This is a genomic window from Amnibacterium setariae, from assembly GCF_003581425.1.
GTDB lineage: Bacteria > Actinomycetota > Actinomycetes > Actinomycetales > Microbacteriaceae > Amnibacterium > Amnibacterium setariae.
The window spans coordinates 784121-795409 of sequence record NZ_QXTG01000002.1; the positions used below are offsets into that span (position 1 = coordinate 784121).

At 76.5% G+C, this 11289-nt stretch carries 9 protein-coding genes; 6 read left to right on the top strand and 3 right to left on the bottom strand.

The window, feature by feature from the left end; translation table 11 throughout:
- Nucleotides 1–10: 10 nt before the first annotated feature.
- From helR to D1781_RS11715, 5 genes are all read left to right on the top strand, one after another.
- Nucleotides 11–2140, top strand: a complete 2130-nt coding sequence (helR, locus tag D1781_RS11695; RefSeq protein WP_119482448.1) for an RNA polymerase recycling motor ATPase HelR — start codon at nt 11–13, stop codon at nt 2138–2140.
- Between the two features lie 98 nt (nt 2141–2238).
- On the top strand, nt 2239–2904 hold the full coding sequence (locus D1781_RS11700) for a response regulator transcription factor (RefSeq protein ID WP_119482449.1): 666 nt from the start codon (nt 2239–2241) through the stop codon (nt 2902–2904).
- A 129-nt stretch (nt 2905–3033) separates the two neighbouring features.
- Nucleotides 3034–4332, top strand: a complete 1299-nt coding sequence (locus D1781_RS11705; RefSeq protein ID WP_119482450.1) for an alpha/beta hydrolase — start codon at nt 3034–3036, stop codon at nt 4330–4332.
- On the top strand, nt 4329–6785 hold the full coding sequence (locus D1781_RS11710) for a bifunctional lysylphosphatidylglycerol flippase/synthetase MprF (protein WP_147392085.1): 2457 nt from the start codon (nt 4329–4331) through the stop codon (nt 6783–6785). The genes D1781_RS11705 and D1781_RS11710 overlap by 4 nt, the downstream gene beginning before the upstream one ends.
- A 70-nt stretch (nt 6786–6855) precedes the next feature.
- Nucleotides 6856–7515 (top strand): SGNH/GDSL hydrolase family protein, encoded by a 660-nt coding sequence (locus tag D1781_RS11715; RefSeq protein WP_147392086.1) that lies wholly within the window; start codon nt 6856–6858, stop codon nt 7513–7515.
- Nucleotides 7516–7522: 7 nt separating this feature from the next.
- Here D1781_RS11715 and D1781_RS11720 read toward each other — a convergent pair whose 3' ends face one another.
- The 3 genes from D1781_RS11720 to D1781_RS11730 form a co-directional block, all read right to left on the bottom strand.
- Entirely contained in the window at nt 7523–7948 is a 426-nt protein-coding gene (locus tag D1781_RS11720; protein WP_119482453.1) for a hypothetical protein, read from the bottom strand.
- Nucleotides 7949–8019: 71 nt separating this feature from the next.
- Nucleotides 8020–9135 (bottom strand): hypothetical protein, encoded by a 1116-nt coding sequence (locus D1781_RS11725; protein WP_119482454.1) that lies wholly within the window; start codon nt 9133–9135, stop codon nt 8020–8022.
- Complete coding sequence (locus D1781_RS11730) at nt 9135–9692, bottom strand: RNA polymerase sigma factor (protein WP_158590077.1); 558 nt, start codon at nt 9690–9692, stop codon at nt 9135–9137. Before D1781_RS11730 ends, D1781_RS11725 begins: the two co-directional genes overlap by 1 nt.
- A 128-nt stretch (nt 9693–9820) precedes the next feature.
- Here D1781_RS11730 and D1781_RS11735 point away from each other — a divergent pair, with 128 nt between their 5' ends.
- A complete protein-coding gene (locus D1781_RS11735) occupies nt 9821–11215 on the top strand; it encodes an SPFH domain-containing protein (RefSeq protein WP_119482456.1) in 1395 nt (464 codons plus the stop codon).
- The last annotated feature ends 74 nt before the right edge of the window (nt 11216–11289 follow it).

Below are 11289 nucleotides of genomic sequence, written 5' to 3' on the forward strand. Positions count from 1 at the left end.
GGGGACGGCGATGACGGAGCGGTTCTTCGAGCTCGCGGAACGGGCGGCGCACAAGGGCGCGCCGCGGCTGATCGGCGGGGACGAGCGGGCGTTCGCCCGCATCGCGGCGACGCTCGCGGCGGAGGTCGACCGCACCCGGCGGGCGCTGGACGAGGCCCGCCGCGTCCGGGCGTCGTGGGGGCAGGCGGCGGTGCAGCGGGACGCGGAGGTGCGCCGGTTGGAGGCTCACCTCCGCGTGCTGCGGCGGGTGCGCGCCGACCTCGCGCTCGGCCGGATGGACGTCGCAGGAATCGGCAGCAGGACGTGGATCGGCCGCATCGGGCTCGCGGACGAGGACGGCGAGCGGGTGCTCGTCGACTGGCGCACGCCCGCCGCGACCGCCTTCTTCGCGGCGACGCCGGCGACGCCGCTCGGGCTCGCCCGGCGCCGCCGCTACCGGTGGGCCCACGGGCGCGTGATCGACTACTGGGACGAGGCCCTCGATCCGGGCGTCGACGCCGACGACCTCGTGCTGGAGGCGGACTCCGCGTTCCTCCGCAGCCTCGGCGAGCACCGCTCGGGCCGGATGCGCGACGTGCTGGCCACGATCCAGGCCGACCAGGACGCGATCGTCCGCGCCGACGCGCACGGCGCGCTCGTCGTCGACGGCGGACCGGGCACCGGCAAGACCGTCGTCGCGCTGCACCGCGCGGCGTACCTGCTCGCGGCCGAGGAGCGGATCCGGGAGGGCGGGCTGCTGTTCGTCGGGCCGCACGAGCCGTACCTCGCGTACGTGGCCGACGTGCTGCCGGGGCTCGGCGAGGAGGGCGTCGTCACCTGCACCCTCCGCGACCTCGTGCCGGAGGGCGCCGGGGCTCAGCCGGAGACCGACCGGGCGGTCGCCGCTCTGAAGGCGTCGCCGCGCATGCTCGACGCGGTCCGCCGCGCCGTCGCCGCATGGGAGCGCCCGCCCGAGGAGCCCCTCGAGGTCGGCACGCCCTGGGGCGGGGCGGTGGCGGACGCCGCGGCCTGGGCGGAGGCGTTCGCCGCCGCCGACCCGGCGTCGACCCACGACGACGCGCGGGACGAGGTCTGGGCGGCGCTCCTCGAGGTGCTCGCCGAGCAGATCGACGAGGAGGAGGCGCGGCCGGAGGCGGTGCGCCGGGCGCTCGCCCGCGACGAGGCGCTCCGGAGCGCGTTCGGCCGCGCCTGGCCCGTGCTCGACCCCGCGGGGCTCGTCGCGGACCTCTGGTCGCACCCCGCGCTGCTGCGGCGGTGCGCGCCGTGGCTGGCCGAGGACGACGTCCTCCGGCTGCAGCGAACGGATCCGCGGGCGTGGACCGAGTCGGACCTGGCGATCCTCGACGCGATGCGGGCGCTGACGGGCGAGCCGGAGGCGGTCCGCCAGCGGCGCCGGCGCGAGGCCGCGGTCGCCGCGGAGCGGGCGGGTCGGAACCGCGTCGTCGACGAGCTGATCGCCGGCGACGACGGCGAGGGGCTCGTCGCCCTACTGCGCGGCGCCGACGCCCAGCGCTCGCTCCTCGACGAGGCGGCCCTGCCCGCGCCGACCCCGGACGCGCTGCGGGGCCCCTTCGCGCACGTCGTCGTCGACGAGGCGCAGGAGCTCACGCCGATGCAGTGGGCGGCGGTGCTGCGTCGCTGCCCGAGCGGCAGCCTCACGGTCGTCGGCGATCGCGCGCAGGCCCGCGCCGGCTTCGCCGAGTCGTGGGAGGAGCGGCTGCGGACCGTCGGGGTCCGCTCCGTGCGGCGACGGACGCTCGGCGTGAACTATCGGACGCCGGAGGAGGTGATGGCCGAGGCCGAGCCGGTGATCCGCGCGGCGCTGCCCGACGCGGCCGTGCCGGTGGCGGTCCGCACCTCCGGGGTGCCGGTGCACCACGGCTCCCCCGACGAGCTCGCGGCCGTGCTGACGGCGTGGCTCGAGCGGGAGCAGGAGGGGGTCGCGTGCGTGATCGGCGCACCGAGCCCGGTGGCCGATCCGCGGGTGCGGGCGCTCGACCCCGTCGCCGCGAAGGGGCTCGAGTTCGACCTCGTCGTCCTCGTGGACCCGGCAGGGTTCGGCGGCGGCGTGCGCGGCGCGGTCGATCGGTACGTCGCGATGACCCGGGCGACGGAGCGCCTCGTCGTGCTCGGCAGGTGAGGCCGAAGGGCGCGCCGGGGCGCCCGCCGCCTGGTCGCGACCTGCACCCCGCGGGCGCCCGCCTCCCCGTGGCGGTCCGCGTGCTGCACGATGAGCGGGTGACCGCGCACCGCCCGCCGCTCCTCGTCGTCGAGGACGACCCGCGGATCGGCCCGATGGTCGTCGCCATGCTCGCCGGCGACTACGACCCCCTGCTGACCGCGAGCGCCGCGACCGCGCTCCGTCTGGCGGAGGAGCGGGACTTCGCCGCCGTCGTGCTCGACCGCCGCCTGCCCGACGGCGACGGCCTCGACGTCGTGCGGCGGCTCCGGGCGCGGGGAGACGGGGTGCCGATCATCCTGCTCACCGCGCTCGGGTCCATCGAGGACCGGGTCGGCGGGCTCGACGCGGGCGCGGACGACTACCTCGTGAAGCCGTTCGCCTCCGCCGAGCTCCTCGCGCGGCTGCGCGCGATCACGCGCGAGCACTCGGACCGCGACAGCGCCCTGATGATCGGCGACTGGGAGTTCCGGCCGGCGACGCGCATCATCAACTCCCCCTACGCCGGCCGGATCGTGCTGAGCCGCTCGGAGGCGGAGCTGCTGCACCTCCTCGCCCGCCACCCCGACCAGACGCTCTCGCGCGAGCGGATCCTGCGCGAGGTGTTCTCCCCCGAGGACACGCCGGGGACGGTGGACACCTACGTCCACCACCTCCGGCGCAAGACGGACCGCGACATCGTCACGACCGTGCGCGGGCTCGGCTACCGCGTGGGCGCGCCCTGACCCGCGCCCCTCGAGCCGTCCAGGAGCTCCCTATGAGCCGACCATGAGAACTGATGCCGCGCGGGTCGACGCCCGTTCCTGACGGGTTTCTGACGGTTCCGGCCGAAGCATCGGCATCCGGAGGTCCTCATGCCCAGCTGGTTGTCGTCGGTGCCGATCGAGACGATGCGCACCCTCGCGATCGTCTACGCGATCGCGGTCGTGCTGCTGATCGCGCTCGTGCTGCCGTTCGGCGTCGTCGCCCGCCGCCGCGCCCGCTGGTACGCCGCCCTCGGACTCGCCGCCCTGGCCGGCGCGGGCATCGGGTGGGGGCTCGTCTGGCTGCTCGGCGACGTCGACGACCTCTTCGGCGTGCAGCTGACGACCGTCGTGCACCTCGCCGGCGCCGGCCTGTTCGCCGGGCTCGCGGTCGCCGTCGTGAACCTCGTGCGCACCCGCTGGTGGCGGAAGGCGATCGCGGTCGTCGCGATCCCGGCGGTCCTGCTCGGCGCCGGCGTGATGATCAACGAGGACTTCGCCTACTACCCGACGCTCGGCGACGTGGTCGGGGACACCGGCGTCGGCGCGCTCGTCGCCGGGAGCATCCGCGCCTCCGCCGAGCCGCTCTCCCGGTGGCGCCCGCCCGCCGACATGCCGACCGAGGGCTCCCTCGGCACGGTCCGCATCCCCGGCACGGTCTCGCACTTCGCGGCCCGCGACGCGTGGGTGTGGCTGCCGCCCGCCGCCCTCGTGAAGGACCCGCCGCGCCTCCCGGTCGTCGTCGGGCTCTCCGGCCAGCCCGGGCAGCCGTCGGACCTCTTCCTCGCCGGGCACCTCGACACGGCGCTCGACGCGGTCGCCCGCGCCCACCACGGCGTCGCCCCGATCCTCGTCGTGCCCGACCAGCTCGGCTCCCCGTCGAGCAACCCGATGTGCGTCAACTCGCGGCTCGGGAACGTGCGGACCTACCTGACGGTCGACGTGCGGCACTGGATCCTCGCCCACGAGCCGGTGTCCGTGAACCGCCGCGACTGGACGATCGCGGGCTTCTCCGAGGGCGGCACGTGCGCCATCCAGCTCGGCGCCGGGTACCCGGCGATGTTCGGCGGGATCGTCGACGTCTCGGGCGAGCTGGCGCCGCGGAACGGCACGGTCGCGCAGACGATCGCGCGAGGGTTCCACCACTCGAAGGCCGCCTACCGCGCCGCCGCGCCGCTCCACCTGCTCGCCACGCACCGGTACCCCCGGACGACCGCGGCCTTCGCCGTGGGCGGGGACGACCAGCGGTACCGTCCGATCATGGTGCGGATGTCCGCCGCCGCGGCCGCCGCCGGCATGACGGTGCAGCGCTGGGCGGTGCCCGGCACCGCGCACGACTGGCACACCGCCTCCCAGGGCCTCGCCTGGGGCATCGGTCGGCTCGTACCGCTGTGGGGGCTGCCGAGGTGACGCGGGCGATCCGCCGCCGGGCCGTCTCCGTCGGCTTCGCGGCGCTCCTCCTCGTGCTCGCCGTCGCGACGCGGTCCCTGCTCGGGCCCTCGCCCGCGCTGCGCGAGACCGTTGGCACCGGCCTCGACCGCGTCGTCGTCGGCCACGACCTGCTGTCCTTCCTCACCGCGGTGCTCTTCGCGCCCGACCCGGCCGCGCTCGTCGTCGCGATCGTCGCGATCGTCGTCGTGATGGGCTCCGCCGAGCTGCTGCTCGGCCACCGGCGCACGCTGCTCGTCGCGGTCGCCTCCTCCGTGCTCGGCATCGCGATCGGCATCGGCCTGCAGGCCGCAGGCATCCTCGTGCGCGGCGTCTGGACGCAGGCGCCGCTCGACACGATCGTGCTCGACCCGCTGATCCCGGTCGCCGGCACGGCGATGGCGGCGAGCGCCTTCGCCGGTCCCCTCTGGCGACGGCGCATCCGCGTGCTCGGCGCCACCGGGCTGATCGTCGTGCTGCTCTACTCCGGGTCGCCCTCGGACGCGGACCGGCTCGCGGCCGGCGCGGTCGGCCTCGTCCTCGGAGAGCTGCTCGCGCGCCGCCTCCCCCGGTTCCGCTGGCGCCGCAGCAGCCACCACGAGGTCCGCAGCCTGCTGTCGGCCGTCGTCGGCGTCACCGCCGCCGGGCCCGTCGTCGCGATCCTGTCGCGGTCCGGCTACGGTCCCCTGCGCCCGCTCGGGCTGCTCTTCCGCGACTCGCTGCCGGGCGCCGGCTTCCTCGCCGACCCCTGCGACCGCATCCCCGACCGCGTCGTCTGCTCGCAGCACATCCTGCTCGCGCACGCGAACGGTCCGGGCGTCGCGGTGATGCCGGTGCTCGTGCTCGCCGCCCTCCTCGCCGCCGCGTGGGGCATGTGGCACGGCCGCCGGGCCTCCGCCGTGCTGGCGATCGCGCTCGACGCCGTCATCGCGGGGCTGACCGCCTTCTTCTTCGGCGTGCTGCCGGCGCTCCGCGACCCGGCGTCGCTGCTCAGCACCGCGGTCGGCACGGCGCCGACGCTGCAGACCGCCCTCGCCGCGCTCGTCCCCGCCGCCGTCGCGGTCGTCGTCGCGATCAACATCCGGCACTTCGACGTCGCGCCGCGGCGCCGCACCGCGCTGCTGATCGGCGCCGCCGCGCTGGTCGCGCTCCTCGCCGGCGCGACCGCGTACGTGGCGACGGCCGCGCTGCTGCCCGGCGAGTTCCGCCCCCGCGGCAGCGCCGCGCGGGCGCTCGCGGACCTGCCCGAGCGCTACGTGCCGATCGGCTTCCTCCACGAGCGGCACCTCGGCCTCGTGCCGATCGGCCAGCCCGCGCACCTCGTGCACGACTGGATCGGCGCGCTGCTCTGGGCGGTCGTGCTCGTCGGCGCGCTCGTGCTCCGCTTCGACCTCGCGGACACGTCGGTCGCGGACGGGCGACGGCTGCGGGCCCTGCTGCGGACCGGGGCCGGCGGCTCCATCTCCTACATGGCGACCTGGACCTCGAACCGCACCTGGTTCTCCCCGGACGGTCGGCACGCGGTCGCCCACCGCGAGGTCGGCGGCATCGCCCTCGCGCTCGGCGAACCGGTCGGGCCGGCGGAGGGTCGGGAGGAGGCAGCGCGCGGGTTCGCCGTGGACTGCGACGACCGCGGGCTCACGCCGGTCTTCTACGCCGCCTCCCCCGCCTTCGTCCGGCGCCTGTCCGACCAGCGGCGCTGGGCGAGCGTCACCGTGGGCGAGGACACCGTGGTCGACGTGCGCACCTTCGCCATGACGGGCAAGCGCTGGCAGGACGTGCGCACCTCGATCAATCGGGCCCACCGGAACGGCGTCTCGACGTTCTGGACGACCTGGGAGGGCTGCTCCGCGGCGCAGCGCGCGCAGATCACGTCGATCTCGGAGGACTGGGTCGCCGACCGCGGGCTGCCGGAGCTCGGCTTCACGCTGGGCGGCCTCGACGAGCTGCAGGACCCGGACGTCGCGCTGATGCTCGCGCTCGACGAGCAGGGCCGCGTGCTGGCCGCGACGAGCTGGCTGCCGACGTGGCGCGACGGCGAGCTCGTCGGCTGGACGCTCGACTTCATGCGCCGCAGCGCGGACACGATGAACGGGCTGATGGAGTTCGTCATCGCGACGGTGCTGCAGCTCGCCCAGGAGCGCGGCCTCGAGTGGGTCAGCCTCTCCGCCTCCCCCCTGTCGATCCCGGAGGAGCAGGCGGACGACGGCGCCCTCGAGCGGCTGCTCGGCGTGCTCGCGCGCGTGCTCGAGCCGGCGTACGGGTTCTCGTCGCTTGCGGCGTTCAAGAACAAGTTCCAGCCCGCGCTCGCCCCGATCGTGCTCGCCTACCCGGACTCCCTCGCGCTGCCGGCGACGGGCGTCGCGCTGACCCGGGCCTACCTGCCGCACCTCACGCCGCGCGCCGCGCTGCGCCTCGTCTCCGCCTTCCGCTGACGTGCACCGGGGATGACCGCCGCCGCTGACGACCGGGCGGGTCGCACGGTCCCGGTCTGACACTGAGCCGGTGCGGTTCCGAGGGATGACGCGGCGCGGGGCGCTGCTGGCCGGTGCGACGTCGATCGCGGCGATCGGCGGCGCGGGCGTCGTGAGCCGCGAGCTGTTCGTGCTCGGCGACTCATGGGCCGCGGGCCTGTACGCGGACCCTGCCGCGGCACTCGGGCAGATCGCCTCCGCGCGGCTCGGCTGGGACGCCGCGGTGGACGCGGTGTCGGGCACGGGCTACGTCAACGGGGCGGCGACGAAGGCGGCCTACCCCGACCGGGCCCGCGCGCTGCCGCTCGACGTGCGGGCGACGATCGCGGTCGTGCAGGGCGGCAGCAACGACAAGGCCTCCACCGCCCGGGACGTCGCCGACGGCGCGCACGAGACGCTCGCCGTGCTCCGGGAGCGGCTGCCCGCGGCGCGGCTCGTCCTGCTCGGGCCGGGGCCGGACCCGCTGCCCGTCACGGCGGACCAGCGCGCCGTCGACCGGGTGCTGCACCGCGTCGCCGGCCAGGAGGGCGTGCCGTACGTCTCGATCCTGCGGCAGCGGTGGATCGCGCCCGAGCGCGCCGACCTCCTCCTCGACCCGGGCACCCACCACCCGACCGTCGTCGGCCAGGCCTATCTCGGCCACCGGCTCGCGGCCGCGCTCCGCCGGCTGTACCCGCGGCTGACCGCCTGACGCGGGGTCAGCGCAGCCGGCGCGCGCGGGCGAGCGCCGCGCCGAAGACCGCGTGCGCGACCGCCATCGTGATCGCCCGGCCCCGGAGGTCGCGGTGCGCGGGCGGCAGCACGCCCGCCGCGGGTACCCAGCCCTCGTAGCTCAGGACCCAGACGAGCAGGCCGAACGGGACGCCGCGGGTCAGCGCCCGGCTCGCCCGGCGGCGCACGAGCACGGCGAAGACCGCGCCCGCGCCGGCGCCGTAGGCCGCGTGCGCGACGAGGGCGACCCGGTCGGCCGCGGCGTCGTCGAGCGAGGGCAGCGCCCGATCGACGAGCATCCGCGGCGGCTGCCCCTGCATGATCCCCGCCCGCTCGGCCGCGACCAGCACGCCGGTCATCGCCGCGGTGCCGGCGAGTCCGGCCGCAGCCCCGACCAGTGCGCGCGCGAGCATGCCGCCATCCTGCGCCGAGCGGTTGCGAGCGCCCCGCGCGGACGGTCCCGGTCCGCGCGCCCCGATCGTCCCTACCGCCGCACGGTCGAGTCGAGCACGCGCAGCAGCGGCGCGACGGCCGGCAGCACCTCGGCCACCCGCCCGTCCCCGGGGCGGACCTCGAGCGCGCCGCCGTCGGTGACGGCCCACAGCACGGGCGAGCCGGCGGCGTCGTCGACGCGGTAGACCCGCGCGCCCGCCACGTCGTCGAGGCGACGGGCGCCGGCGTCCGCGAGCGCGGCCTCGACCGCCGCTTCCGCGCCCCGGAAGGCGTGGACCTCGACCTCGAAGGGGGTCTCGGAGTCGGTGTCCGCCTCGCCGATGCAGTTCGCCGCGGTGATCCGCCGGATCGCCGCGCCCTGGCCGGGCGTGACCATGTCGCCGTTGCCGTCCGAGATCGTGAGGCCCGGGCGCCCGAGCGCGTCGGCGAGGTCGGCGCTGCGGGCCAGCGCGGCGCACGGGACCGGCGCCCACCAGCCGGCGGCGTCGAGCGGCGTGCTCGCCTCCGCGGCGGGGAGGGCGCGCAGGACCGTGATCAGGCGCGTCCTCGCGGCGCGGCTCTGCGTCTCGGTGCCGCCGGTCCGGCCGGTGACCGTGCCCGTGATCCAGCGGCCGCCGCTGCGGGTGTCGACGGTGCAGGTGTGCTGGAGGTCCGCGCCGTCGTTCTCGCCGTAGCAGCGGTCGTCGGCCTTCGAGGGCTCCGGCCGCTGCGCGACCGGCAGGACGGTCAGCACGACGCCGACGGCGTCGACGCCGGAGCGGTCGCCGCTCCAGGCGCAGTGCAGACCGCCGACCGCCGGCACCGCGAGCGCCTCGGCGGAGTCGAGCGGCGACGGCGCGGGCCGGAGGGAGAGCGGCGCCCCGACGATCCCGGTCGCCTGCCGGGAGGTCAGGATCGCGGCGCAGTCGCCGCCGAACGGGAGGACGGCGGGCGCGCTGCTGCGGGTCTGCGAGGCGACGCCGAGACCGATCGCGATCGCGACGATCGTGACGGCGGCGACCCCGAAGGCGAGCACCGGCTGCCACACCGGGCGTCGACGGGGCCGGGTCCGCGGGTCGGCGGCGGGCGACGCCGCGTCGCCGCGGACCTCGCCGAGGAGGGCCGTGCGGAGCGCCTCGCTGAAGCGGGGCCCGAGCCGGTCGTCCATCAGCGACCTCCTTCGTTCTCGATGTGCGCGCGCACACGGCGGCGGATGCGGGTGAGGCGGGTCCGCGCCGCCTCGTGCCGGATGCCGATCGCCTCCGCCGCCCGCGCGGTCGTCCAGCCCTCGACCGCGGTCAGGACCAGCAGGGCGGCGTCGTCGCCGGACAGCCCGGCGATGGCGCGGTGCAGCCGGGCCGACTCCGCGTCGCGGTCGATCCGGTCGCCGGCGGTCGCGGCGGGGTCGACGCCGACGTCGTCGCGCGGGAACCCGGCGAGCATCGCCCGGTAGCGCCGCGTGCCCCGCCGCGCGTTCCGGCAGAGGTTCGTCGCCGTGACGAGCAGCCAGGGCAGCACGGAGCCGTCGACCACCCGGACCGCGTCGCGTCGGCGCCAGAGCTCGAAGAACGCGGCCGCCGTGACGTCCTCCGCCTCCGACCGGTGCTCCACGAGGCGCAGCGCGTGCCGGAAGACCCGGTCGCGGTGCCGGTCGAACAGCGCGCCGAAGGCCCGTTCGTCGTGGGAGCACGCGGCGGACCACAGCGCGGTCTCGTCATCGGTCACAGGCAGCACGATCGGACATGTCCGGTCGGCCGGATGTGTGACAGGGCCGCGGCGACCCGGACGCGTCGCCGCCCTCCCTTCCCGGGGCCGCCAGCGCGACACGCCGTGCGGATCGACATACTGGCTGCATGATCCCCGGTTTCGGTACCGCCCTCGTCGTCGTCGCGGTCGTCGTGGTGGTGCTGCTGATCCTCCTGATCACCCTGCTGCGCGGCATCAAGGTCGCGAAGCCGGACGAGGCGATCATCGTGACCTCGCGGCAGCGCGGCGCCCGGACGGGCTCGGAGGAGGACGAGAACGCCGGCCAGCGGGTCGTCTTCGGCTCGCGGGTGTTCGTGAAGCCGATCGTCGAGGCCTACTTCAAGCTGAGCCTCCGCAGCCGGCAGCTCAACGTGCAGGCCACCGCGCAGACGCGGGACGCCATCACGATCCGGGTGAACGCGGTCGCGGTGGTCAAGGTCGGCGGCTCCGAGCAGATGGTCCGGGCCGCCGCGCAGCGCTTCCTGAATCAGCAGGACCAGATCGAGTCCTCCACCGAGGAGGTGCTGTCCGGCTCCGTCCGCTCCATCGTCGGCCAGCTGACGGTCACGGAGATCATCACGAACCGGCAGGCGCTGCAGGGCCAGGTGCTCGAGGCGGTGCGGGAGTCCCTCGACGTCCAGGGCCTGCAGATCGACACCCTGCAGATCAAGGAGATCGACGACGACAACGGCTACATCCGCGACCTCGGCCGCGCCGAGGCCGCGCGCGTGAAGCAGGTCGCGGAGATCGCCGAGTCGGTGGCGCGGCAGGCCTCCGAGGAGGCGCGCATCGGCGCGGACCAGGCCGTCGCGGAGCAGCAGCGGAAGCTCGACCTCCGCCGCGCGGAGATCCGCAAGGAGACCGACCGGGCCGGTGCGGAGGCCGCGGCGGCCGCGCCGCTCGCCGAGGCGATCGCGCAGCAGGAGGTCGTCGCCCAGCAGGAGCTGACCGCCGGCAAGCGCGTCGGCCTGCGCAAGCAGGAGCTCGAGGCGGAGGTCCGCGCGGTCGCGGACGCCGACGCGTACGCGGTGTCGACCCGCGCGCAGGCGGAGGCGAAGGCCGAGCGGGACCGCCGCATCGCGGCCGCCGAGGCCGTCCGCGCGGAGGGCGAGGCGGAGGCCGAGCGCATCCGGGCGACCGGTGCGGCGCAGGCGGAGTCGAGCCGCGCGCAGGCCGAGGCGCTGCAGGAGCGCGCCGCGGCGCTGCTGCAGCAGCAGCTGATCGAGCAGCTGCCCGCGATCGTGCGCGCGGCGGCCGAGCCGCTGTCCGGCATCGGGGCCATGACGATCATCGCCTCCGACGGCGACCCGACGGGGCCGCTCGGCCAGAGCGTCGCCGGTCAGCTCGCGACGTCCACGAAGCTCATCAAGGACCTCGTCGGCATCGACATCGCCGAGATCGTGAACGGCCGGGCCGCGGGCGCCGCAGCCGGCGAGGCCGCGGGCGCCCAGCTCGCGAAGCGCCGCTCCCCCGCCGCCGAGACCGACGGCGTCGGCCTCTAGCGGCGGACGACGCCGGCCGGGCCGCGGGGCGCCGAGCGGGGCGGCGGACCGCCGCGCCCATACCATTGCCGCGG

Coding starts and splice junctions, on each gene's coding strand:
- helR (WP_119482448.1), top strand. CDS start 11: ATGACGGAGCGGTTCTTCGAGCTCGCGGAACGGGCGGCGCACAAGGGC.
- D1781_RS11705 (WP_119482450.1), top strand. CDS start 3,034: ATGCCCAGCTGGTTGTCGTCGGTGCCGATCGAGACGATGCGCACCCTC.
- D1781_RS11720 (WP_119482453.1), bottom strand. CDS start 7,948: ATGCTCGCGCGCGCACTGGTCGGGGCTGCGGCCGGACTCGCCGGCACC.
- D1781_RS11725 (WP_119482454.1), bottom strand. CDS start 9,135: ATGGACGACCGGCTCGGGCCCCGCTTCAGCGAGGCGCTCCGCACGGCC.
- D1781_RS11735 (WP_119482456.1), top strand. CDS start 9,821: ATGATCCCCGGTTTCGGTACCGCCCTCGTCGTCGTCGCGGTCGTCGTG.